Consider the following 24,584-nt stretch of genomic DNA (forward strand, 5'->3'; position numbering starts at 1 on the left):
CTCGTGGGACAGGTCGGTGGTCCAGATGGTTTCGCTGCACTGGCCACGGCCCAGCTCGATGCGGATGGTGATCTCTTCCTGGGCCATTACCTTGGCGCCCTGGTCTTCGGTGTAGCTCGGGCTGCGGCCGCCTTTGCTGGCAATGCACACGTTGTCCAGGTACACATCAATCAGGCTCACATCCAGCTCCGGTACGCCGGCACGGCCGACGGCAGCGAGGATACGGCCCCAGTTGGGGTCTGAAGCGAACAGCGCGGTCTTGATCAGCGGCGAGTGGGCCACGGCGTAGCCGACGTCCAGGCACTCCTGGTGGTTACCACCGCCGTTGACCTGCACGGTAACGAACTTGGTGGCGCCTTCGCCATCACGGACGATGGCCTGGGCTACTTCCATGCACACCTCGAACACCGCCTTCTTCAGCGCTTCGAACAATGCGCCGCTGGCTTCGGTAACTTCCGGCAGGTTGGCCTTGCCGGTGGCGATCAGCATGCAGCAGTCGTTGGTCGAGGTGTCGCCATCGATGGTGATGCGGTTGAACGACTTGTTGGCGCCGTCCAGCATCAGGTCCTTGAGTACCGCTGGGGCAACCTTGGCGTCGGTGGCGATGTAGCCGAGCATGGTAGCCATGTTCGGGCGGATCATGCCTGCACCCTTGCTGATGCCGGTGACGGTAATGGTCACGCCATCGTGCTGGAACTGGCGGCTGGCACCCTTGGGAAGGGTGTCGGTGGTCATGATGCCGGTGGCGGCTTCGGCCCAGTGGTTTTCCGACAGGTTGTCGAGGGCGGCCTGCAGCGCGCCTTCGATCTTCTCGACCGGCAGCGGCTCACCGATTACGCCGGTGGAGAACGGCAGTACCGATTCGGCCGGTACGCCGGCCAGTTCGGCCAGCTTGGCGCAGGTGCGCTCGGCGGCGGCCAGGCCTGGCGCGCCGGTGCCGGCGTTGGCGTTACCGGTGTTGGTCAGCAGATAGCGCACGGTGCCCTGCACACGCTGCTTGGACAGGATCACCGGCGCTGCGCAGAAGGCGTTGAGGGTGAACACGCCAGCCACGCTGGAGCCTTCGGCGCAGCGCATGACCACCACATCCTTGCGCCCCGGGCGCTTGATGCCGGCGGAAGCGATGCCGAGTTCAAAACCCGGAACCGGGTGCAGGGTGGGCAAAGGACCAAGACCAACAGCCATTAGAGCGCTCCTAGAAAATACGGTTGATATCGAAAAACGGGGCCGCTTCGCGCCCCATCGCGACACAAGGCCGCTCCCACATAGGACGGCGCAGCGTTGCGGCTGTGCGCTATCCCTGTGGGAGCGGCCTTGTGTCGCGATAGGGCCGCACCGCGGCCCCAATTCAGGTCAGATCACTCGATCTGGCCGTGGCAATGCTTGAACTTCTTGCCCGAACCACACCAGCACGGCTCGTTGCGGCCCAGCTTCTGCTCGTTGCGCACCGGTGCCGAGGCAACGGCCACTTCGGCGCCCTCCTCGTTCAGCTGCTCGCTTTCCAGGCCCGGAGCAGCGGCGTGCTGGAACTGCATGCGGCTGGCCAGTTCCTCGGCCTCGCGGCGCAGGCGGGCTTCCTCTTCGACCGGGTCTTCGCGGCGTACCTGAACGTGCGACAGCACACGGATGGTGTCGCGCTTGATCGACTCGAGCAACTCCTGGAACAGGCTGAAGGATTCGCGCTTGTACTCCTGCTTCGGGTTCTTCTGCGCATAACCACGCAGGTGGATACCGTGACGCAGGTGGTCCATGGTCGACAGGTGGTCTTTCCACAGGTCATCCAGCACGCGCAGCAGGATCTGCTTCTCGAAGGTACGCAGGGCTTCGATACCGGCCTGGTCTTCCTTCTCGGTGTACGCGGTGGTGATTTCGTTCAGCAGCTTCTCGCGCAGGGTCTCTTCGTAGAGGTGATCGTCCTCGTCGAGCCACTGCTGGATCGGCAGCTTCATGGCAAAATCGCTGGCAAGCGAAGCTTCCAGACCGGCCACGTCCCACTGCTCTGGCAGCGACTGCGGCGGAATGTGCTGGCTGATGGTAGCGTCCAGTACTTCCTTGCGGAATTCGACAATGGTGTCGCCAATGTTCTCGGCGGCCAGCAGGCTGTTGCGCATGTGGTAGATCACCTTGCGCTGCTCGTTGGCCACGTCGTCGTATTCCAGCAACTGCTTGCGGATGTCGAAGTTGCGGCCTTCGACCTTGCGCTGGGCCTTCTCGATGGCGTTGGTGACCATGCGGTGCTCGATGGCCTCGCCGGACTGCATGCCCAGCGCCTTCATGAAGTTCTTCACCCGGTCAGAGGCGAAGATACGCATCAGGCTGTCTTCCAGCGACAGGTAGAAGCGGCTGGAGCCCGGGTCGCCCTGGCGGCCGGAACGGCCACGCAGCTGGTTGTCGATACGACGCGACTCGTGGCGCTCGGAAGCGATCACATGCAGGCCACCCGTCTCGATCACCTGCTGGTGACGCTTCTGCCAGTCGGCCTTGATCTGGGCAATCTGCTCGGCGGTGGGGTTTTCAAGGGCAGCCACTTCGGCTTCCCAGTTACCGCCCAGCAGGATGTCGGTACCACGGCCGGCCATGTTGGTGGCGATGGTCAGGGCACCTGGCGCACCGGCTTGCGCGATGATCTCGGCTTCCTTCTCGTGATACTTCGCGTTGAGCACCTTGTGGTCGATACCTTCCTTCTTCAGGAGGTTGGACATGTGCTCGGAGGTTTCGATGGTCGCAGTACCCACCAGCACCGGGCGGCCCTGCTTCATGCTTTCCTTGATGTCGGCGATGATCGCGGCGTATTTCTCGTCGGCGGTCAGGTACACCAGGTCGTTGAAGTCTTTACGCGCCAACGGCTTGTTCGGCGGAATGACCATCACGTTGAGCCCGTAGATCGACTGGAACTCGAACGCTTCGGTGTCGGCGGTACCGGTCATGCCGGACAGCTTGGTATACAGGCGGAAGTAGTTCTGGAAGGTGGTCGAAGCCAGGGTCTGGCTCTCGGCCTGGATGTTCAGGTTCTCTTTGGCTTCGATGGCCTGGTGCAGGCCTTCGGACAGACGACGGCCCGGCATGGTACGGCCGGTGTGCTCGTCGATCAGCAGCACCTGGCCGTCCTGGACAATGTATTCGATGTTGCGGTGGAACAGCTTGTGCGCGCGCAGGCCGGCGTAGACGTGGGTCAGCAGGCTCAGGTTATGCGCCGAGTACAGGCTCTCGCCCTCGGCCAGCAGGCCGGACTGGGTGAGCATCTCTTCGATGAACTGGTGACCGGCTTCGTTCAGCTCGACCTGACGGCTCTTCTCGTCGATGGTGAAGTGGCCTTCCTGGGTAACCTGGCCTTCGACCTCTTCTATGTGCTGGGTAAGGCGCGGGATCAGACGGTTGATCTCGATGTACAGCTTGGAGCTGTCCTCGGCCTGACCGGAGATGATCAGCGGGGTACGCGCTTCGTCGATGAGGATGGAGTCAACTTCGTCGATCACGGCGAAGTTCAGTTCACGCTGGAACTTCTCGTCCTGGCTGAACGCCATGTTGTCGCGCAGGTAGTCGAAACCGAATTCGTTGTTGGTGCCGTAGGTGATGTCGGCCGCGTAGGCGGCGCGCTTTTCTTCCGGCGGCTGGAAGGCCGAGACGATGCCGACCGACAGGCCGAGGAACTCGTAAAGCGGGCGCATCCAGTTGGCGTCGCGGCGGGCCAGGTAGTCGTTGACGGTGACCACGTGCACGCCCTTGCCGGACAATGCATTGAGGTACACGGCCAGGGTACCGACCAAGGTCTTGCCTTCACCGGTACGCATTTCTGCGATCATGCCCTCGTGCAGGGTCATGCCACCGATCAGCTGCACGTCGAAGTGGCGCATGCCCATCACGCGCTTGCCGGCCTCACGAGCCACGGCGAAGGCTTCAGGCAGCAACTGGTCCAGTGTCTCGCCTTTGGCCAGGCGCTCCTTGAACTCTGCGGTCTTGCCCCGCAGTTGCTCGTCGGAGAGGGCCACCATCTTCTCTTCGAGAGCATTGACGATGTTCACCGTCTTGAGCATGCGTTTGACTTCACGCTCGTTCTTGCTTCCAAAAAGTTTCTTTAACAAAGGCGCAAACATATCGGCAGGATCTTCCACACGTAGGGATGGAGGGCGGCCCCATGAGTCGCCCGTGCAGCCCTGAGGCCGCATGCGAACGAGCATTCTACCCGGAAACGATGGTGAGGAAAGTGGTGGATTTCCACGATGCTTGTACAGCGTTTTGGCGGGGGCTTGTTTTAGATAGGGGCATTTTCCTTGAGTTCAAGGTTCGGGAAGATGAAACGTATCGAGAATGAGTCTTGTCTTTTGTTATCTGTGCCGACCTCTTCGCGGGTAAACCCGCTTCCACAGGATCATCTGCACACTAAGGCAGTGCCGTACCTGTGGGAGCGGGTTCACCCGCGAAGAGGCCAGTGCAGGCTGTGGAGATGTTAGACTGCGGACCATGTAACCTCATGCGTACCCCCATGGCCTACAAACCCTCCCCCGCCCAGCCGCCCTCGGCCCTGCTTCGCCAGGTACGCCCACTGCGCCTGCTGCTGAACCAGGCCGAACGCCTGGAACACCTGCAGCGTCTGCTGGAAAGCCAGTTGCAACCGGCTGCCCGCGAGCACTGCCATGTGGCGTCGTGGCGCGATGGCACATTGTTGCTGGTGGTAACCGACGGCCACTGGGCAACCCGCCTGCGCTATCAGCAGAAACGCCTGATGTCGGCATTACAGGCCATGGAAGCGTTCGCCAACCTCAGACGCATCCTGTACAAGGTCCAGCCCCCGCTGGTGCCAGCCAAGCGTGGTGGCCATGCTGCGGAACTGTCCAATAACGCAGCCGAAAGCCTGCTCGATACGGCCGAGGGCATCACTGACCCAAGGCTGCGCGCAGCACTGGAACGATTGGCAGCCCACGCCCGGGACAAACCATAAAAAAGGCCACCCGAAGGTGGCCTCAATGAACTAGAGAGTGTTCGAACTTACACGGCCGCAACAGGGCGCATGTACGAGATCGGTGCCGTACTGGCATCTTCGAAGGTGACCACTTCCCAGGCATCGGTTTCGGCAATCAGCTTGCGCAGCAGCTGGTTGTTCAGCGCGTGGCCGGACTTGTAGCCCTTGAACTCGCCGATCAGGCTGTTGCCCAGCAGATAAAGGTCGCCAATGGCGTCGAGGATCTTGTGCTTGACGAATTCGTCATCGGAACGAAGGCCGTCTTCGTTGAGCACACCGGTCTCGTCGACCACGATGGCGTTCTCGACACTGCCACCCAGCGCAAGGTTGTGCTTGCGCAGGTACTCGATGTCACGCATGAAGCCGAAAGTACGGGCGCGGCTGACTTCCTTCACGAACGAGGTGCTGGAAAAATCGACGACCGCACTCTGGGTCTGGCCCTTGAGGACCGGATGATCGAAGTCGATCTCGAAGCTCACCTTGAAACCGTCGAAAGGCAGGAAAGTGGCGCGCTTGTCGCCCTCTTCCACGGTTACCTCACGCAGGATGCGGATGAACTTCTTGGCTGCGTCCTGTTCTTCCAGGCCGGCAGACTGAATCAGGAATACAAAGGGTCCGGCGCTGCCATCCATGATCGGCACTTCCGAGGCGGAGAGCTCGACGTAGGCGTTATCGATGCCCAGGCCCGCCATGGCGGAGAGCAGGTGCTCGACCGTATCGACCTTGACGTCACCGTTGACCAGCGTCGTCGACATGGTTGTCTCGCCGACGTTGGCCGCACGCGCCGGGATTTCGACCACAGGGTCGAGGTCGGCGCGGCGGAAGACGATGCCGGTGTCAACAGGTGCAGGCTTGAGGGTCAGGTAAACCTTCTCCCCGGAGTGCAGACCGACACCTGTGGCACGGATGGTATTCTTCAGGGTGCGTTGTTTAATCATGGCATTGGCCGCTTCAGCGCAAATTGCGAACAGGTATCAACAAAGGCTGGGGATGATAACAGACCCAACCTTTGATGAATACCAATCACCTTTATACCCCTGATAAATTCCATTAATCAGCCTGACGACGCAGGAATGCCGGGATATCGAGGTAGTCCAGGTCATCCTGAGGGTTCAGTTTAGCGGCCGCAGCAGCACCTGCATGGGCCTGGTTGCGCATTACGGTCGGGCGCTCCAGGTCACGGTAGTTGACCGCAGGCTGCTCCTGGCGTACCGGCGCCGGGTTGGAAGCCTCGTATGCCTGCTGCGCAGTCTGCAGGGTGTTGTCGACCACCTTCACAGGCTTCTCGATGCGCGCGCCCAGGCCGGTGGCCACTACGGTCACGTGCAACTCGTCACGCATGTCCGGGTCGATCACGGTGCCGACCTTGACCATGGCGTGGTCGGAGGCGAAGGCTTCGATGATGCTACCCACGTCGGAGTACTCGCCCAGCGACAGGTCAGGGCCTGCGGTGATGTTCACCAGAATGCCGCGGGCGCCCTGCAGGTTGACGTCTTCCAGCAGTGGGTTGCGGATCGCTGCTTCGGTGGCTTCACGCGCACGGTTCGGGCCGCTGGCGCAACCAGTACCCATCATGGCCATGCCCATTTCACCCATCACGGTACGCACGTCGGCGAAGTCGACGTTGATCATGCCCGGACGCTTGATGATATCGGAGATACCGCGCACGGCACCGGCCAGTACGTCGTCAGCCTTGGCGAAGGCGGACAGCAGGCTGGCATCCTTGCCCAGGATGGTCAGCAGCTTCTCGTTGGGAATGGTGATCAACGAGTCGACGCTTTCGGCCAGCATGCGGATGCCTTCATCGGCGATCTGCATGCGCTTGCGGCCTTCGAACGGGAACGGACGGGTCACCACGGCAACAGTGAGAATGCCCATTTCCTTGGCCACTTCGGCGATGATCGGCGCTGCACCGGTACCGGTACCACCACCCATGCCAGTGGTGATGAACACCATGTTGGTGCCCTGCAGCACTTCAGCGATGCGCTCACGGTCTTCCAGCGCGGCCTGGCGGCCGACTTCCGGATTGGCACCAGCACCCAGGCCCTTGGTCACGCCAGTGCCCAATTGCAGGATGGTGCGCGCGCCAATGTTTTTCAGCGCCTGGGCATCGGTGTTGGCGCAGATGAACTCCACGCCCTCGATGCTGCTCTTGACCATGTGGTTCACGGCGTTGCCGCCACCACCGCCAACACCGATCACTTTGATGACCGGGCTTTGCGGGACGTTGTCTACGAGCTCGAACATTTTCCCTCTCCTTACAGTTCTCTAGTTGTCGCGCCTACCACTACTGCTTTGAAACTTAGAAATTGCCCTGGACCCAGCGCTTGAAGCGTTCAAGCACTGGAGCCTTCGGTTCATCGCCATAGCTGTTGTTGCTGCTGTTGCCGGTCAGGGGCAGGTCTTCGGTCTGCTTCTGCAGGCCGTAGGTGAGCAAGCCCACACCGGTGGAATAGATCGGGTTGCGAACCACGTCGCTGAGCCCCCGAACGCTGTGCGGCACGCCCAGGCGTACCGGCATGTGGAAGATTTCCTCGGCCAGTTCCACGGCGCCTTCCATCTTGGCGGTGCCGCCGGTAAGGACGATGCCGGCCGGCACCAGGTCCTCGTAGCCGCTGCGGCGCAGTTCGGCCTGGATCAGGGTAAAGAGCTCGTCGTAACGTGGCTCCACCACCTCGGCCAGGGCCTGGCGCGACAGCTCGCGCGGTGGGCGATCACCCACGCTCGGCACCTTGATGGTCTCGCCGGCGCCAGCCAGTTTGGCCAGGGCGCAGGCGTAGCGGATCTTGATTTCTTCGGCGTACTGGGTCGGGGTACGCAGGGCCATGGCGATGTCGTTGGTCACCTGGTCGCCGGCAATCGGGATCACCGCGGTGTGACGAATCGCGCCCTCGGTGAAGATGGCGATGTCGGTAGTGCCACCACCGATGTCCACCAGGCACACGCCCAGCTCTTTTTCATCGTCGGTCAGTACCGAGTAGGCCGAGGCCAGCTGCTCGAGGATGATGTCGTCGATTTCCAGGCCGCAGCGGCGTACGCATTTCTCGATGTTCTGCGCCGCGTTGACCGCGCAAGTGACCACGTGGACCTTGGCTTCCAGACGCACGCCAGACATGCCCAGCGGCTCGCGCACGCCTTCCTGGTTGTCGATCACGTAATCCTGCGGCAGGGTGTGCAGCACGCGCTGGTCGGCCGGGATGGCCACGGCCTGGGCGGCGTCGAGTACGCGCTCCAGGTCGGCCAGGCTGACCTCGCGGTCGCGGATGGCGACGATGCCGTGGGAGTTCAGGCTGCGAATGTGATTGCCGGCCACGCCGACGAAGGCCGAGTGGATGCGGCAGCCGGCCATCAGCTGCGCTTCTTCCACGGCGCGCTGGATCGACTGCACGGTGGACTCGATGTTCACCACCACGCCTTTTTTCAGGCCGCGGGACGGATGGGTACCGATCCCGACGATTTCCAGGGTGCCGTCCTCGCCCACTTCACCCACCAGCGCCACCACCTTGGAGGTGCCGATGTCCAGCCCGACGATCATTTTGCCGCTATGCGCGTTTGCCATGGTCCTGCCTCTCTCTAATTCTTCGCAACGGCGGGTTGGGCCGTCGTCGGTGCAATCGGTTCCCGCCAACCAACGGCAAGTCCGTTGGAGTAACGCAGATCAATGCGGGCGATAGTGCTGATCTGGTCTTTGAGTGTCTTGTCGTAAATGGCAATGAAACGGCGCATCTTCTCCACCAGATGGTCGCGCCCCAGCAGCAGCTCGATGCCCGGCCCGGCGCTGCTCGCGCCCGTGGTCAGGAACCAGCTGCCTCGCTCGCGCAGCTCCAGGCGAGCGATGGAAAAGCCCAGGGGGCGCAGCATCTGGCTCAATACCTGATACTGCTGCATCACTTGTTGCTGAGCACGCTGCGGCCCGGCCAGCTGCGGCAGGTGCTCGTAGTTGGCCAGTTCGCGCGGGGTGAAAGCCTGACCCTGGTTGTTGAGCAAGGCTTCGTCACCCCAGCGCGCCACCGGCAACTGTTCTTCCAGGCGGATCACCACCTCATCGGGCCACACCCGGCGCACTTCGGCATGGGCAATCCACGGCATCTGCTCGAGCTCTGCGCGCATCGCCGGCAGGTCGACGCTGAAGAAGCTCGCTGCCACGTAGGGCGCGATACGCTGCTGCACCGACTGTTGGCTGATGTAGCTGAGATCGCCCTGCACATCGATCTTGGTGATCGGCCGGTCGGCGTACGGCATCAGGCGAATGGCGCCCTCGTAGGCGCCGAACCCGGCTGCCACCAGGACCACCGGCCACAGCAGACGCTTCAGGCCACCCAAGCTTGGCCGCGGCAGGCGCGCCGATACGGGCTCGTCGGCCACCAGCCGGCTGGCACCACGCGGTACCGGCTTGCTTCGGCCGGTAACGGGTTGCTGCTGACGTATCATCGCGCCTTGCATGGTCGTTAACCTCGCGTCGCCACGCTCTCGGCCAGGATCGCCAGCACCAGTTGCTGGAAGTCCAGGCCGGCCGCGCGGGCCGCCATGGGCACCAGGCTATGGTCGGTCATGCCGGGTGCGGTGTTGACTTCGAGCAGCCAGAACCGGCCCTGCTCGTCCTGCATCACGTCCAGCCGCCCCCAACCTTCGATACCGATGGCATCGCAGGCACGCGCGGTCAGGTCGATCAGTTCCTGTTCCTTGACGCTGTCCAGGCCGCACGGAATGCGATACTGGGTATCGTTGGCGATGTACTTGGCGTCGTAGTCGTAGAACACGTGTGGCGTACCCAGGGCGATCGGCGGCAGCACCTGGCCGCGCAATACCGCGACGGTGAACTCCGGCCCGTGGATCCACTGCTCCACCAGTACCTGGGAATCGTATTTAGCTGCGTCCTGCCAGGCGGCGACCAGTTCCTGGGCGCTGTTCACCTTGGCCATGCCGATGCTGGAACCTTCATGGGCGGGTTTGACGATAAGCGGGAAGCCCAGTTCCGTACTGGCCTGCAAACAATCGCTTTCGCTGGCCAGCACCGCGTGGCGCGGGGTCGGAATGCCCAGGCTCTGCCACACCTGCTTGGTGCGCAGCTTGTCCATGGCCAGTGCCGAGGCAAGGATGCCACTGCCGGTGTAGGGGATACCCAGGCACTCCAACAGGCCCTGCATGCTGCCGTCCTCGCCGCCACGGCCGTGGAGGATGATGAAGGCGCGGTCGATCTTCTCGCTTTGCAGGCGATCGAGCAGGTCGTCACCCACGTCGATGGCGACCACGTCGACACCGGCGGTGGTCAGCGCGTCGATCACTGCGGCACCGGACTTGAGCGACACTTCGCGCTCGGCGCTCTTGCCGCCGTACAGCACTGCGACGCGGCCGAACGCCTTGACATCCAGGGTCGAGTGCAGCTTGTCGTAGGCGCTGGTCATTTCGACTTCTCCTGCTTGGCGCCAGCGAACAGCGGGCTTTTCATCAATTGAGGGGCCAGGCCGCCGACATCACCGGCACCCTGGCAGATCAGGATGTCGCCAGCGCGCAGCAGTGGCTTGACCACTGGCGCCAGGTCGACGCCACGCTCGATGTAGATCGGGTCCAGCTTGCCGCGCTGGCGGATGCTATGGCACAGCTGGCGGCTGTCGGCACCGGGGATCGGCTCTTCTCCGGCCGGGTAGACTTCCATCAGCAGCAGCACGTTGGCATCGCCCAGCACCTGGACGAAATCGTCGTACAGGTCGCGGGTACGGCTGTAGCGGTGCGGCTGGTAGACGATCACCAGGCGACGGCTTGGCCAACCGCCGCGCACGGCCTGGATCACCGCAGCCACTTCGGTCGGGTGGTGGCCGTAGTCGTCGACCAGCATCACGCTGCCGCCTTCGACCGGCAGTTCGCCGTACACCTGGAAGCGGCGGCCAACGCCCTGGAAGCCGGACAGGCCCTGAACGATGGCTTCGTCAGTGATGCCTTCGTCGGTGGCGATGGCAATGGTGGCCAAGGCGTTGAGCACGTTGTGGTTGCCGGGCATGTTCACCGACACCTCCAGCGGCTCGCGGTCGCGGCGCAGCACGGTGAAGTGGGTCTGCATGCCCATCTGGCGCACGTTGATGGCGCGGATGTCGGCCTCGTCGCTGAAGCCATAGGTCACGGTCGGGCGCTTGACCTGTGGCAGGATCTCGCGCACTACCGGGTCATCCAGGCACATCACGGCCAGGCCGTAGAACGGCAGGTTGTGCAGGAACTCGACGAAGGTCTTCTTCAGCTTGTTGAAGTCACCTTCGTAGGTCGCCATGTGGTCGGCGTCGATGTTGGTGACCACGGCAACCATTGGCTGCAAGTGCAGGAAGCTGGCATCGCTCTCGTCCGCTTCGGCAATCAGGTAGCGGCTGGTACCCAGCTGGGCATTGGTGCCGGCAGCGGTCAGGCGCCCACCGATGACGAAGGTCGGGTCCAGGCCGCCTGCGGCGAACACCGAGGCCAGCAGGCTGGTGGTGGTGGTCTTGCCGTGGGTGCCGGCAACGGCCACGCCATGGCGGTAGCGCATCAGCTCGGCGAGCATCTCGGCACGCGGCACCACCGGAATGCGCCGCTCGAGGGCGGTGGCGACTTCCGGGTTGGCCGGGTTGATGGCGCTGGACACCACCAGCACATCGGCGGTGGCGGCGTTCTCGGCGCGGTGGCCGACGAATATCTCGGCGCCGAACGATTCCAGGCGCTCGGTGACCGGCGAGGCCTTCAGGTCGGAACCGGACACTTCATAGCCCAGGTTCAGCAACACTTCGGCAATGCCGCACATGCCCACGCCGCCGATACCGACGAAGTGGATACGGCGGATACGGCCCATCTTCGGCTGGGGCATGGCTTTCTGGCTCTCAACCATGGGCCACCTCCAGGCAGATATCGACCACGGTGCTGGTTGCGGCAGGTTTGGCCAGGCGCCGTGCGGTGCCTGCCATGACGTTGAGTTTCTCGGGTTGCATCAGCACCTCGTTCAGGCGTTCAGCGAGCTGCGCTGCGCCAGTTGTCGCTTGTGGCATCAGGAAGGCTGCGCCTTCCCGGGCCAGATATTGGGCATTGTGGGTCTGGTGGTCGTCGATCGCATGGGGCAACGGCACCAGCATCGAAGGCAGGCCCGCTGCCGCCAGCTCGCTGACGGTCAAGGCGCCGGCCCGGCACACGACAATGTCGGCCCAGCCATAGGCCTGGGCCATGTCCTTGATGAAGGGCTCTACCTGAGCTTCGACGCCCGCCTCGCGATAACGCTCGGCGGTGACCGGCGCATGTTGCTTGCCGGCTTGGTGGAATACCTCTGGCCGCAGCGCAGCGGGCACTTCGGACAGGGCCTTAGGCAACAATTTGTTCAATGGTTCCGAACCCAGGCTGCCGCCCATCACCAGCAGTCGCGCACGGCGCTCGGCCAGGGGCGCGCGCAGGGTATCCATGAACAATTCCGGGCGCACCGGGTTACCGGTGGTGCGCAGTTTGTCGCTGGCGGCGAAGGTGGCCGGGAAGGCTTCGCACACACGCGCAGCCAGCGGCAGCAGCAGGCGGTTGGTGGTACCGGCGCGGGCGTTCTGCTCGTGGATCACCAGCGGTACACCGCACAGGCGTGCGGCCACGCCGCCGGGGCCGGTCACATAGCCACCGAAGCCGACCACGCATACCGGCTTGAGCTCACGCACGATACGCCGCGCCTGCAGTACGGCCTTGACCAGGGTGAACGGCGCCTTGAGCAAAGACAGCTTGCTCTTGCCGCGCAGGCCGCTGACCTGGATCAGGTGCAGCGGCAGGCCGGCCTGGGGCACCAGTTCGTTCTCGATACCACGCGGGGTGCCCAGCCAGTGCACGCTGTAACCGCGCGCCTGGAATTCACGGGCGCAGGCCAGGGCCGGGAACACGTGGCCCCCGGTACCGCCCGCCATGATCAGTACGTTCTTGCCGTCAGCGGCCATGATTGGTCTCCTCGGCAAAATCGCTTTCGCTGAATTCGTGTTCCTCACTGCCCAGGTGCGTGCGGCTTTCCCACTCGATTCGCAGCAACAGGCCCACGCAGGCACAGCAGATCACCAGCGAGCTGCCCCCGTAGCTGAGGAACGGCAGGGTCAGGCCCTTGGTCGGCAGCAGGCCGACGTTCACACCGATGTTGATCAGGAACTGGCCGATCCAGAGGAAAGCCAGGCCGAAGGCAACATAAGCGGCAAAGAACTGCTTGGCTTTTTCGGCCCACAGGCCGATGTACAGGGCACGCACAGTCACGAATACGAACAGCGCGATAGTCAGCAGCGAGCCGACCACGCCGAGTTCTTCGGCCAGTACCGAAAACACGAAGTCGGTGTGCGCTTCAGGCAGGTAGAACTGCTTCTGCACGCTGTTGCCAAGGCCAACGCCCAGCCACTCGCCACGGCCGAAGGCAATCAGCGCCTGGGTCAGCTGGTAGCCCGAGCCGAACTGGTCGGACCACGGGTCGGTAAAGGTAATCAGGCGCGCCATCCGGTAAGGCTGCGCCTGTACCAGGACGAACACCGCGACCACCGCCAGCACCACCATCAGGCTGAAGCGGAACAGCCCCACGCCGCCGAGGAACAGCATGGCCGCCGCCGCGCCCATCATTACCACGGTGGCACCGAAGTCCGGCTCCATCAGCAGCAGGGCGGCCATGGGCAGCAGCACGATGAACGGCTTGAAGAAGCCCATCCAGGTTTCGCGTACCTCGGTCTGCCGGCGCACCAGGTAGCCGGCCAGGTAGATGACCACGAACACCTTGGCGATTTCCGAAGGCTGCACGTTGAAGAAGCTGAAGCCGATCCAGCGCATGGACCCGTTCACTTCGCGGCCGATACCCGGTACCAGCACCAGTACCAACAGGCCGAAGGCACCCAGCAACATCAGGAAGCCCATGCGCTGCCAGGTGGCGATCGGCACCAGCATGGTGGCGCCACAGGCGACCAGGCCGAGGAACACGTACACCAGGTGACGGAACATGTGGTAAAGAGGGTTGCCCGACTGCACCGCAGCCACCTCCGAAGACGCCGAGGTGATCATCACCAGGCCCAGGCCCAGCAATGCCAGGCAGCCAGCGAGCATCGCGAAGTCCAGATCGATGCCACGGCCGCTGATCAGCGGCGACGGATAGGGCTTGAGGATGCCAAAGATCATGCAAGGCCTCCCGCTGCCTGGGCGAACAGGCGCCCGCGTTCTTCGAAGTTCTTGAACATGTCGAGGCTGGCGCACGCCGGCGACAGCAGTACTGCATCACCCGCCTGGGCCAGTTCGGCGCATTGCTGCACGGCGTCGTCGAGGGTCTTGACGCGGACCAGTTGCACGCCATCGCCCAGGGCTTCGGCCAGGCGCTCGGCATCACGGCCGAGCAGCACCACGGCGCGACAGAAGCGCTTGACCGGTTCGCGCAGCGCGGCGAAGTCGGCGCCCTTGCCATCGCCACCGGCGATCAGCACCAGCTTGCCTTCGATGTCGGCACCCAGGCCTTCGATGGCGGCCAGGGCAGCACCGACGTTGGTGGCCTTGGAATCGTCGTACCAGTTCACACCATTGCGCTCGCGCACCCACTGGCAACGGTGGGCCAGGCCGCCGAACTCGCGCAGCGCCTCGAGCATCGGCTCGAACGCCAGGCCGGCAGCATGCCCCAGGGCCAGCGCCGCCAAGGCGTTGCTCTGGTTGTGGGCACCGCGAATCTTCAGCTCACGTGCAGGCATCAGCGTCTCGAACTCGAACGCCAGGTATTTCTCGCCGTCCACTTCGCGCAGGCCGAAGGCCTTGAAGTCCGGCTGATTCAGGCCGAAGGTCCAGCATGGGCGGCCTTCCACCGGCAGCGGTCGGCTCAGGGCGTCCTGGCGGTTGACCACGACCTGGCGGGCACCACGGAAGATCCGGTGCTTGGCCAGGTGGTAGGCCGGCAGGCCGCTGTAGCGGTCCATGTGGTCTTCGCTGATGTTCAGCACGGTAGCCACTTCGGCGTTGAGCTGGTCGGTGGTTTCCAGCTGGAAGCTGGACAGTTCCAGCACGTACAGCTCGACGTCATCGGCCAGCAGGTCCAGCGCCGGGGTACCGAGGTTGCCGCCCACCGCCACGCGCTTGCCAGCCTTGGCGGCCATTTCGCCGACCAGGGTGGTTACCGTGCTCTTGGCGTTGGAGCCGCTGATGGCGATGATCGGGGCCTTGGCGTTGCGGGCGAACAGTTCGATGTCACCGGACAGCTTCACGCCACGTGCGGCCGCCTGCTGCAAGGCCGGGGTGGCCAGGGCCAGGCCAGGGCTGACGTACAGCTCGTTGGCGCGGCACAGGAAGTCCACGTCCAGTTCACCACAGCGCACTTCCACCTGCGGGTAATCACGGCGCAGGGTGTCCAGTTCCGGCGGTTGCTCGCGGGTGTCGGCGACCGCAAAGGCAATGCCCCGGCTCGCCAGGAAGCGAACCAGGGACATGCCGCTCTTGCCGAGGCCGACAACGATGCGGAATTGGTCGGAAGCGATCAGGGACACGCTCATCTACCTCAGTTTCAGGGTGGCAAGGCCGACCAGCACCAGGATCACGGTGATGATCCAGAAGCGGACGATCACCCGTGGCTCTGGCCAGCCCTTGAGTTCAAAGTGGTGGTGGATAGGCGCCATGCGGAACACGCGCTTGCCGGTCAGCTTGAAGGAGGCAACCTGGATCACCACCGACAGGGTTTCCATGACGAACACGCCACCCATGATGAACAGCACGATTTCCTGGCGGACGATCACGGCGATGGTGCCCAGCGCGGCGCCCAGGGCCAGCGCGCCGACGTCACCCATGAATACCTGCGCCGGGTAGGTGTTGAACCACAGGAAGCCCAGCCCGGCACCGATCAGCGCGCCGCAGAACACGATCAGCTCGCCCGAACCTGGCACATAAGGGATCAGCAGGTATTCGGCGAACTTCACGTTGCCCGACAGGTAGCAGAAGATGCCCAGGGCGCCGCCGACCATCACCGTCGGCATGATCGCCAGGCCGTCGAGGCCGTCGGTGAGGTTGACCGCGTTGCTCGAACCGACAATGACGAAGTAGGTCAGCACGACGAAGCCGATGCCCAGCGGAATGGTGACATCCTTGATGAACGGCAGGATCAGCGTGGTTTCGACGCTGGTCGGCGCGGTCTTGTACAGGAAGATGGCTGCAGCCAGGCCGAACACCGACTGCCAGAAGTACTTCCAGCGGCTTGGAAGGCCGCGCGAATTCTTTTCGATCACCTTGCGGTAGTCATCGACCCAGCCGATGGCACCGAATGCCAGGGTAACGATCAGCACCACCCACACGTAGCGGTTGGTCAGGTCGGCCCACAGCAGGGTGCTGACGGCAATGGCGGACAGGATCAGCGCCCCACCCATGGTCGGGGTGCCGGACTTGGACAGGTGCGATTGCGGGCCATCGTTACGTACGGCCTGGCCGATCTGGCGGATTTGCAGGGTACGGATCATCCACGGCCCCAGCCACAGCGCCAGGGACAACGCGGTCAGCACACCCAGAATCCCGCGCAGGGACAGGTACTGGAAGACCGCGAAGCCTTTGTGGAACTGTTGCAGATACTCGGCCAACAGCAGCAGCATTAATGTTTCTCCCCGCTGGCACCGCACAATGCCGCCACGACGTTTTCCATCGCAGCGCTGCGCGAGCCCTTGATCAAGATAGTGGTGTCGCTGGCATTCTCGGCGCCAACCGCGTCGATAAGCTCAGCTTGAGTAGCGAAATGGCGACCATTGGCGCCGAACGCCTTGACCGCGTATGTCATGTTGGAACCCACTGCATACAGGGCGTCGACCTTGCCACGCGCGTAGTCACCCACCTGACGGTGGCCTTCTTCCGCCCATTGCCCCAGTTCGCCGATATCTCCAAGCACCAGGACGGTGCGTCCGGAAAAGCCGGCGAGTATATCAATGGCCGCGCACATGGAGGTGGGATTTGCGTTGTAACTGTCGTCGATCACACGCACGCCGTTCGGCGCGATCTGCGCCACGGTACGGCCCTTGACCGGCTGCACGGCAGCCAGGCCGGCAGCGATGCCGCTCAGGGTCAGACCAACGGCATGGGCAGCAGCGGCGGCAGCAAGGGCGTTGCTGACGTTGTGCTCACCAAGCACATTGAGCTGCACGTCTACCACTCCACCAGCGCCATGCAGCTTGAACGACGGGCAACCACGCGCATCGCGACCGATGTCGCTGGCATGGAAATCGGCCTTTGCATTGCTGCGGGCGAAGCTGAAGACCTTGTGCGTGCCGGCGCGTGCCTTCCAGATATCAAAGGCCTTGTCGTCCAGGTTGAGGATGGCGATACCACCCTCGCCCAGGCCTTCGAGGATCTCGCCCTTGGCTTCGACGATCTTTTCCGGGCCGCCGAACTCGCCAACATGGGCGGTACCGGCGTTGTTGATGATGACCACCTGGGGCTGGGTCAGGCCGACGGTGTAGCGGATCTCGCCAATGCGCGAGGCACCCAGCTCGATCACCGCGGCGCTGTGCTCGGGGGCGATCTCCAGCAGGGTCAGCGGCGCACCGAGGTCGTTGTTCAGGTTGCCGCGGGTGGCGTGCACAAGGCCACGGGTGCGCAGAATGCTGGCGAGCATTTCCTTGACCGTGGTCTTGCCGCTGGAACCGGTGATGGCCACCACCGGCTTGTCGAAGGCAGCACGGTTCAGCGCGCCAAGCTGGCCGAGGGCCAGGCGGCAATCGGCGACCAGCAACTGCGGCAGGTCGACATCGGCCACTTCACGCTCGACCAGGGCCGCGACAGCGCCCTTGGTCTTAACGTCGGCAAGGTAGTCGTGGCCATCGAAGCGCGGGCCGGCCAGGGCGACGAACAGTTGCCCGGCGCCAACGCTGCGGCTGTCGATACTGACGCCAGTGAAGGTGGCATCGGCACCGACTTGTTGACCACCCAGCGTTCTGGTCAGCTGGCTGAGTGACATCGGCTTAAGCATGTGGAGCCTCCCAGGCTGCAAGTGCCTTTTCGGCCTCGGTCAAATCGGAGAAGTCATGGCGCTCGCCATTGATCTCCTGGTAATCCTCGTGCCCCTTGCCGGCCAGCACGATCACATCATTGGCAGCGGCAGTGGCGATCAGGTGTGCGATGGCTTCGCCACGACCGGCAACGAACTCGACCTCGGCAGGCCTGGCGAAACCGGGACGGATGTCATCGAAAATGCGCAGCGGGTCTTCGGTACGAGGGTTGTCGTCGGTGACCAGCACGCGATCGGCCAGGCGCTCGGCCACTTCGGCCATCAGCGGGCGCTTGCCGCGATCTCGGTCGCCGCCGCAGCCGAACAGGCAAAGCAGCTTGCCGTGCGCGTGCGGGCGCAGGGCTTCGAGCACTTTCTCCAGGGCGTCCGGAGTATGCGCGTAGTCGACCACCACCAGCGGCTTGTCGCCCCCACCCAGGCGCTGCATGCGGCCGATCGGCCCCTGCAGCTGCGGGGTGACCTTCAGGATTTCGTCCAGCGCATAGTCCAGCGCCAACAGGGTCGCCACGGCGGCGAGCATGTTGCTCAGGTTGAAGCGGCCCAACAACTGGCTGCGCAGGGTACGTTCGCCCTGGGCGGTGACCAGGGTGGCCCGCACGCCATCGTCATTGAACACGGCTTCACGACAGTACAGCGAGGCCTCCGAGTTCTCCAGGCTGTAGCTGAGCAACCGGGTCTCGATATGGTCGACACTCGGGCGGCGGGCAAAATCGGCGGCCAGGCGGCGGCCGAAATCGTCATCCAGGTTGACCACCTGGCAGCGCAGGCTCGGCCAGGCGAACAGCTTGGCCTTGGCGGCCTCGTAGGCCTCCATGCTGCCGTGGTAGTCCAGGTGGTCGCGGGACAGGTTGGTCATGACCGCGATGTCGAATTCCAGCGCGGCGACCCGGCCCTGCTCCAGGGCATGGGAGGAAACCTCCATGGCCACGGCCTTGGCGCCACCTTTCTTGAGGTCGTTGAGGGTCGACTGCACGGCGATCGGGTCGGGCGTGGTCAGGCGGCCACTCTGCAGCTCACCATAGAAGCCGGTACCCAGGGTGCCGATCAGGCCGCAACGCTGGCCAAGCAAGTCCAGCGCCTGGGCCACCAGCTGGGTAACGCTGGTCTTGCCGTTGGTACCGGTCACACCCACCAGATTCAGCTGGCGGCTCGGTTCGCCATAGAAGCGACCTGCGATATCCGAAAGCTGGGCGATCAGGCCCTTGACCGGGATGAGCGGCACATCGGTGATCGGCAGGACCCTGGCGCCCTGCTCTTCGTAGGCCACGGCGGCGGCACCACGGGCCAGGGCATCGGCGATATGCTCGCGGCCATCGACCTTGGTGCCCGGCACGGCCAGGAACAGATCACCCGGGCGCACATTGCGGCTGTCCAGGGTCAGTTCACGGATCAGCGGGTCACGGCTGGCGTGAGCGAAAAGCTTGCTCAATGGCATTGTCATCATCCACGCCCTCCCTTGGCTGTTGCTGCTGCATTGACTTGCGATTGTTCGACGGGTGCTGGTGGCGGCAGGTTGTCTGGCGGCACGTTCATCAGGCGCAGGGTGCCGGACATGACCTTGCTGAACACCGGCGCCGAAACCAGGCCACCGAAGTAGCCGCCCTTGCCTGGTTCGTCGATGACCACGACGATGGCGTAGCGCGGGTCGCTCATCGGCCCGAAGCCGGCGAACAGCGAGCGGTAGGCGTTTTCGGTGTAGCCCTTGGAGCCCACGGTGGCTTTACGCGCGGTACCGGACTTGCCGGCCACGTGGTAGAACGGCACCTGGGCGCGGAACACGCCACGTGGCGCTTCAATCACCTGTTGCAGCATGCCCTGGACGGTTTCGGCGGTTTCCTTCGGAATGGCCTGCACGGCTTCCGGGGCCTTGTCGACCTTGAGGATCGACAACGGCACCATCTTGCCGTCGTTGGCCAGCGCCGCGTAGGCATGCACCAGCTGCAGGGCGGTCACCGACACGCCATAGCCATAGGACAGGGTCGCGGTCTCGGCCTTGCGCCACTCGCGGTGGTTGGGCAGGTTGCCGACGCGCTCGCCGGGGAAGCCAAGGCCGGTGTACTGGCCCAGGCCGACCTGGGACATGACCCGGTAGATGGCCTCGCCGCCGATGTCGAAGGCGATCTTGCTCATGCCCACGTTACTGGAGTTGATCAGGATACCGGTCAGGTCGAGGATCGGCCCCTCGCTCCGGGACACGTCCTTGATGGTGTAGCGTCCGATCTGCAGGCTGCCCGGATACACCTCGACCTTGTCGGTCGGCTTCCAGCGGCCACTTTCCAGCGCCGCGCTCATGGAGATCGGCTTGACCGTGGAGCCCGGCTCGAACACGTCGATGATCGCGCGGTTACGCATGGCGGCCGGGAACATGCTGCGGCGGTTGTTGGGGTTGTAGGTCGGCTGGTTGACCATGGCCAGGACCTCACCGGTCTTGACGTCCATGATCACCAGGCTACCGGCCTTGGCGTCCTGTTCGGCAATGGCGTTGCGCAGCTCGCGGGTGGCCAGGTACTGCAGGCGCAGGTCTATCGACAACGCCAAGGTCTTCCCGGCCTTGGCGTTCTTGGTTACCTGGATGTCCTTGATCAGCCGACCGCGCCGGTCCTTGATCACCTGCCGCTTGCCGGGTACGCCGGCCAGCCACTCGTCATAGGCCAGCTCCACTCCTTCGCGACCGTGATCGTCGAGGTCGGTGAAGCCGACCATGTGCGCGGTGACATCACCGGCCGGGTAGAAGCGACGGAACTCTTCCAGGCCGTAAACGCCCGGCACCTTCAGGTCGAGTACATGCTGGCCCTGCTCCGGGGTCAGGCCGCGAACCAGGTAGATGAACTCCTTGTTGGCCTGCTGGGTCAGGCGCTCGGCCAACTGCTGCGGGTTCTGCCCCAGTGCTGCGGCCAGCTGTGGCCAGCGGTCTTTGGAGGCCTGCATTTCCTTTGGGTTGGCCCACAAGGTGGTGACCGGGGTACTGACTGCCAGCGGTTCACCATTACGGTCGGTGATCAGCCCGCGGTGAGCCGGAATAGGGATGTGACGCAGACTGCGCGCATCGCCCTGGCCCTTGAGGAAGTCACGGTCGACCACCTGCAGGTCGATGATGCGCCAGCAGATGGCACCGACCATCAGCGCCAGCAAGCCGATCACCACGCGGAAGCGCCATGGGTAGAGTGCGCCTTCGAGCTTCATCATGGCGCCACCATCCGTACTTCGTCAGCCGAAGGTACGCGCATCTTCAGTTGCTCGGAGGCCAGGTTTTCGATGCGGCTGGCGGCGGTCCAGGTGCTTTGCTCGAGGATCAGCCGGCCCCACTCGGCCTGGGCCTTGTCGCGCTCGTTCAACTCGCCGTAAAGGGTGTTGAGCAACTGACGGTTCCAGTGCGCGCTGTAGGATACGGCGATGGCCGAAATCAGCACGGCAACGAACAGCAGAAGCATCAGGAAGCTTCCGCCTGGCAAGGGTTTGGCAAACAGCCTGCTCACCGCAGCTTCTCCGCCACCCGCATCACGGCGCTGCGCGCCCGCGGATTGGCTTTGAGCTCAGCTTCGGAGGCGAACTGGGCCTTGCCGATGAGCTTGATTTTCGGCTCGAAGGCCTTGTGCTGAACCGGCAGGTTGCGTGGCAGGTTGTCGGCCTCGCCCTTGACCAGCTTGCGCATGAACAGCTTGACGATACGGTCTTCCAGCGAGTGGAAACTGATGACTGCCAGGCGGCCACCCACTTCCAGCGCATTGATCGCGGCCTCGAGGCCTGCCTCCAGATCACCGAGTTCGTTGTTGACGTGGATGCGCAGCCCCTGGAAGGCGCGGGTCGCTGGGTTCTTGCCCTTCTCCCATGCCGGGTTGGCCACCTTCAGCACCTCGGCGAGGTCGCTGGTGCGGGTGAACGGTTGCTGTTCACGGCGCTGCACCACGGCGCGGGCCATGCGCTTGGCGAAACGCTCTTCGCCGTATTCCTTGAACACGCGGGCGATTTCTTCTTCAGGTGCAGTGGCGATGAACTCGGCGGCGCTGATGCCCTGATCCGGGTTCATGCGCATGTCCAGCGGGCCATCATTGAGGAAGCTGAAGCCACGCTCGGGGTCATCCAGCTGCGGCGAGGAAACGCCCAGGTCCAGCAATACGCCGCTGACCTTGCCATCCAGGCCGCGCTCAGCCACTTCCGAGCCCAGCTCGGCAAAGCTGCGCTGCACAATGACAAAGCGGCCGTCTTCGGCCGCCAGCGCTTGCCCCGTGGCAATCGCCTGTGGATCTTTGTCGAAACCCAGCAGCCGCCCTTGCGGCCCGAGTTTGCTGAGAATCAGCCGGCTGTGCCCGCCACGGCCGAAAGTGCCGTCCAGATAGCAACCGTCGGCGCGCAGGGCCAATGCCTCGACAGCTTCGTCGAGCAGGACGGTAATGTGGTTGAAGCCGCTATCTATGGTCACAGGATCAGGTCACGCAATTCGTCGGGCATGGCGCCCGGTTGTTGAATAGCTGCAAGGTCGGCTGCCGAAACCGCGTTCCAGGCATCTTCATCCCACAGCTGGAATTTGTTCAGTTGCCCCACCAGCATCGCCTTCTTGTCGAGCTTGGCGTACTCACGCAGACGGGGCGGCACCAGGAAACGCCCGCTGCCATCGAGCTCCAGGTCAACCGCATTACCGATCAGCAAACGCTGCAGGCGGCGGTTTTCCTCACGCAACGATGGCAAGGCACGCAACTTGGCTTCTATCTGTTCCCACTCATCGAGGGGATAAACACACAAGCAGGGGTCAACGGCGTCGATGGTCACGATCAGCTGACCATTGCAACGCGAATCGAGCTCGTCACGGTACCGGCTCGGCATGGCGAGACGGCCCTTGGCATCGAGGCTGACGGCGTTGGCTCCGCGGAACACGGCTGCGATTCCCCACAATGTTAGCTTTTTTGTGCCAGAAAACCCACTTCATCCCACTTTCTGCCACTTGCGCACACTATAGGAATCCGCCCGCAGCACCGTCAAGGCACGTTCGGAAGGAAAAGCCTTACAGGACCGAGATTTAGCGCAATAAAGGAATGCGGAAGGACTACCGAGGGGAAAAAAACACGAGAAAAATCAAACCCACGCAAGCGGATGGAGTTCAAAGTTAAAGTGATTTATTAAGAGTAAGATTTTTTCGGTATTACCAGAGGGCATCTGCTATCGAATAAAGCAGGGAGGGAAAGGTGGAGAGTCGATCTGTAAGCCGGGTTTTGTCGAGGACAGTCATTCCTCTACGACGGCCATCGCTGGACGCCTCTAGCAACCTACCCGGTTCCGACGCGGGCCACGCCTGATGGAACCCTATTTGGTCTTGCTCCGAGTGGGGTTTACCTAGCCACGAACTGTTGCCAGCCGTGCGGTGCGCTCTTACCGCACCTTTTCACCCTTACCGGCACCGAAGTGCTTAGGCGGTTATTTTCTGTGGCACTTTCCGTAGGCTCGCGCCTCCCAGGCGTTACCTGGCACTCTGCCCTATGGAGCCCGGACTTTCCTCCCCCTGCTGTTGCGGAACAAAAGCAGGCAGCGACTGTCCGATCGACTCTCCGCCGCCAAGATTAACGGCACGCGCGCCCGAGAACAAGCAATACCGACATCTATATCAATTTGCCACTACTCGGCTTTCTGCTTTTCCAGAGCAAGTTGATAGAGCAGGTTCTTGCGCACCCCGGTAATTTCCGCAGCCAGCGCCGCTGCCCGCTTGAGCGGCAACTCGGCCAGCAGCAGGTCGAGTACCCGCTGCGCTTCGGCACTGATTGCCTGCTCGCCCTCCGGCGCACTCCAGCCACCGACCAGCACCACGCACTCACCACGCTGCTGATTGCTGTCACCGGCAACGAACGCGCGCAGCTCGGCCAGGGGCAGGCCCTTGAGGGTCTCGAAGGTCTTGGTCAGCTCGCGCGCCAAAAGCGCCGGGCGCTCTCCACCGAACACCGCCTCCATGTCCTCGAGGCATTCCAGAATACGGTGCGGGGCCTCATAGAAGATCAGCGTGCGCGGCTCTTCCTTTACTTGCTCCAGGCGCGCCCGGCGCCCCGCTGCCTTGGCCGGCAGGAAGCCTTCGAAGATGAAGCGGTCCGAAGGCAGGCCGGCCGCCGACAGCGCGGCGATCAGAGCGCAGGCGCCCGGCACCGGCACCACGTTCACACCCGCAGCCCGCGCCTGGCGAACCAGGTGGTACCCCGGGTCGGAAATCAGCGGCGTGCCGGCATCGGAGACCAACGCCACATTTTCGCCCGCCAGCAACTTGGTGAGAAAACGACCGCCCTCATCACGCTCGTTGTGCTCATGGCAGGCTGCCAGCGGCGTGTCGATGCCGAAGTGCTGCAACAGGCGGATCGAGTGACGAGTATCTTCCGCCGCGATCAGGGCCACGTCCGCCAGCACCTTCAGCGCCCGGGCACTCATGTCGTCGAGGTTGCCGATGGGGGTTGCGACCACATACAGCGTCCCCACGGTGGATTTCGAAGCCCCTGCCACATCAGTCACTGCGCACACCTGTCGTTCGGATCAAAGGCGCCATTGTAGCCCGAGCGCCTGCAACAGGGCGCAAAGAACTTCGCCGACGACCGATGGCAGGCCACCTATAGTGAAGGATCGACACGGCAACATCGCGCCCCGGCCAGCGCTTGGGTACAATTGCCGGCCAACTTGATCGAGTAACAG

At 63.3% G+C, this 24,584-nt stretch carries 20 protein-coding genes and 1 other RNA gene; 1 reads left to right on the forward strand and 20 read right to left on the reverse strand.

The annotated features are described in order from the left end of the window. Together argJ and secA are read right to left on the reverse strand one after the other, a co-directional pair. Positions 1 to 1,185 (reverse strand): bifunctional glutamate N-acetyltransferase/amino-acid acetyltransferase ArgJ (argJ, locus tag ACK1U9_RS17325; RefSeq protein ID WP_449110061.1); only part of this gene is annotated, 1,185 nt, incomplete at its 3' end. Between the two features lie 173 nt (positions 1,186 to 1,358). Further along, positions 1,359 to 4,094, reverse strand: coding sequence for a preprotein translocase subunit SecA (gene secA / locus ACK1U9_RS17330; RefSeq protein WP_046616531.1), 2,736 nt, complete (start codon positions 4,092 to 4,094; stop codon positions 1,359 to 1,361). A gap of 389 nt (positions 4,095 to 4,483) precedes the next feature. On the opposite strand from secA, the gene ACK1U9_RS17335 reads away from it, so the two are divergent. Beyond that, positions 4,484 to 4,939, forward strand: coding sequence for a DUF721 domain-containing protein (locus tag ACK1U9_RS17335; RefSeq protein ID WP_085601205.1), 456 nt, complete (start codon positions 4,484 to 4,486; stop codon positions 4,937 to 4,939). 47 nt (positions 4,940 to 4,986) lie between these two features. Here ACK1U9_RS17335 and lpxC read toward each other — a convergent pair whose 3' ends face one another. The 18 genes from lpxC to rsmI all read right to left on the reverse strand — a co-directional run bounded on the left by lpxC (position 4,987) and on the right by rsmI (position 24,407). Next, entirely contained in the window at positions 4,987 to 5,898 is a 912-nt protein-coding gene (lpxC, locus tag ACK1U9_RS17340) for a UDP-3-O-acyl-N-acetylglucosamine deacetylase (RefSeq protein ID WP_003260771.1), read from the reverse strand. A gap of 112 nt (positions 5,899 to 6,010) precedes the next feature. After that, complete coding sequence (gene ftsZ / locus ACK1U9_RS17345; RefSeq protein ID WP_003251871.1) at positions 6,011 to 7,207, reverse strand: cell division protein FtsZ; 1,197 nt, start codon at positions 7,205 to 7,207, stop codon at positions 6,011 to 6,013. Positions 7,208 to 7,262: 55 nt separating this feature from the next. Next, positions 7,263 to 8,519 (reverse strand): cell division protein FtsA, encoded by a 1,257-nt coding sequence (gene ftsA / locus ACK1U9_RS17350; protein WP_015271706.1) that lies wholly within the window; start codon positions 8,517 to 8,519, stop codon positions 7,263 to 7,265. Positions 8,520 to 8,533: 14 nt separating this feature from the next. Then, positions 8,534 to 9,403 carry a cell division protein FtsQ/DivIB gene (locus ACK1U9_RS17355; protein WP_046616529.1) on the reverse strand — a complete coding sequence of 290 codons (870 nt, stop codon included), beginning with the start codon at positions 9,401 to 9,403 and terminating at the stop codon, positions 8,534 to 8,536. Between the two features lie 5 nt (positions 9,404 to 9,408). Next, positions 9,409 to 10,365 carry a D-alanine--D-alanine ligase gene (locus tag ACK1U9_RS17360; RefSeq protein ID WP_023661967.1) on the reverse strand — a complete coding sequence of 319 codons (957 nt, stop codon included), beginning with the start codon at positions 10,363 to 10,365 and terminating at the stop codon, positions 9,409 to 9,411. Then, positions 10,362 to 11,810 carry a UDP-N-acetylmuramate--L-alanine ligase gene (murC, locus tag ACK1U9_RS17365; protein ID WP_046616527.1) on the reverse strand — a complete coding sequence of 483 codons (1,449 nt, stop codon included), beginning with the start codon at positions 11,808 to 11,810 and terminating at the stop codon, positions 10,362 to 10,364. The genes ACK1U9_RS17360 and murC overlap by 4 nt, the downstream gene beginning before the upstream one ends. After that, positions 11,803 to 12,882: an undecaprenyldiphospho-muramoylpentapeptide beta-N-acetylglucosaminyltransferase gene (murG, locus tag ACK1U9_RS17370; RefSeq protein ID WP_046616525.1), complete on the reverse strand. Its 1,080-nt coding sequence runs from the start codon at positions 12,880 to 12,882 to the stop codon at positions 11,803 to 11,805. The genes murC and murG overlap by 8 nt, the downstream gene beginning before the upstream one ends. After that, positions 12,872 to 14,086: a putative lipid II flippase FtsW gene (gene ftsW, locus ACK1U9_RS17375; RefSeq protein WP_046616524.1), complete on the reverse strand. Its 1,215-nt coding sequence runs from the start codon at positions 14,084 to 14,086 to the stop codon at positions 12,872 to 12,874. The genes murG and ftsW overlap by 11 nt, the downstream gene beginning before the upstream one ends. Continuing rightward, positions 14,083 to 15,429, reverse strand: coding sequence for a UDP-N-acetylmuramoyl-L-alanine--D-glutamate ligase (gene murD, locus ACK1U9_RS17380; RefSeq protein WP_046616555.1), 1,347 nt, complete (start codon positions 15,427 to 15,429; stop codon positions 14,083 to 14,085). Before murD ends, ftsW begins: the two co-directional genes overlap by 4 nt. Before the next feature lie 6 nt (positions 15,430 to 15,435). Then, complete coding sequence (gene mraY, locus ACK1U9_RS17385) at positions 15,436 to 16,518, reverse strand: phospho-N-acetylmuramoyl-pentapeptide-transferase (RefSeq protein WP_025340548.1); 1,083 nt, start codon at positions 16,516 to 16,518, stop codon at positions 15,436 to 15,438. Then, positions 16,518 to 17,885: a UDP-N-acetylmuramoyl-tripeptide--D-alanyl-D-alanine ligase gene (locus ACK1U9_RS17390; protein ID WP_449110062.1), complete on the reverse strand. Its 1,368-nt coding sequence runs from the start codon at positions 17,883 to 17,885 to the stop codon at positions 16,518 to 16,520. Before ACK1U9_RS17390 ends, mraY begins: the two co-directional genes overlap by 1 nt. Then, positions 17,878 to 19,365, reverse strand: a complete 1,488-nt coding sequence (murE, locus tag ACK1U9_RS17395; RefSeq protein WP_108480668.1) for a UDP-N-acetylmuramoyl-L-alanyl-D-glutamate--2,6-diaminopimelate ligase — start codon at positions 19,363 to 19,365, stop codon at positions 17,878 to 17,880. The genes ACK1U9_RS17390 and murE overlap by 8 nt, the downstream gene beginning before the upstream one ends. Beyond that, positions 19,365 to 21,107 (reverse strand): peptidoglycan D,D-transpeptidase FtsI family protein, encoded by a 1,743-nt coding sequence (locus ACK1U9_RS17400; protein WP_161797638.1) that lies wholly within the window; start codon positions 21,105 to 21,107, stop codon positions 19,365 to 19,367. The genes murE and ACK1U9_RS17400 overlap by 1 nt, the downstream gene beginning before the upstream one ends. Beyond that, a complete protein-coding gene (gene ftsL / locus ACK1U9_RS17405; protein WP_025340552.1) occupies positions 21,107 to 21,400 on the reverse strand; it encodes a cell division protein FtsL in 294 nt (97 codons plus the stop codon). The genes ACK1U9_RS17400 and ftsL overlap by 1 nt, the downstream gene beginning before the upstream one ends. Next, the gene (gene rsmH / locus ACK1U9_RS17410) at positions 21,397 to 22,344 is read right to left on the reverse strand and encodes a 16S rRNA (cytosine(1402)-N(4))-methyltransferase RsmH (RefSeq protein WP_046616520.1); all 948 of its coding nucleotides are present in this window, start codon (positions 22,342 to 22,344) and stop codon (positions 21,397 to 21,399) included. The genes ftsL and rsmH overlap by 4 nt, the downstream gene beginning before the upstream one ends. Next, positions 22,341 to 22,796, reverse strand: coding sequence for a division/cell wall cluster transcriptional repressor MraZ (mraZ, locus tag ACK1U9_RS17415; RefSeq protein WP_004575120.1), 456 nt, complete (start codon positions 22,794 to 22,796; stop codon positions 22,341 to 22,343). Before mraZ ends, rsmH begins: the two co-directional genes overlap by 4 nt. A gap of 308 nt (positions 22,797 to 23,104) precedes the next feature. Beyond that, an RNA gene (gene rnpB, locus ACK1U9_RS17420) (RNase P RNA component class A) lies at positions 23,105 to 23,464 on the reverse strand. Positions 23,465 to 23,531: 67 nt separating this feature from the next. Further along, a complete protein-coding gene (rsmI, locus tag ACK1U9_RS17425) occupies positions 23,532 to 24,407 on the reverse strand; it encodes a 16S rRNA (cytidine(1402)-2'-O)-methyltransferase (protein WP_043935900.1) in 876 nt (291 codons plus the stop codon). Between the last annotated feature and the right edge of the window lie 177 nt (positions 24,408 to 24,584).

The sequence above is a fragment of the Pseudomonas sp. XP1 genome, assembly GCF_053557675.1.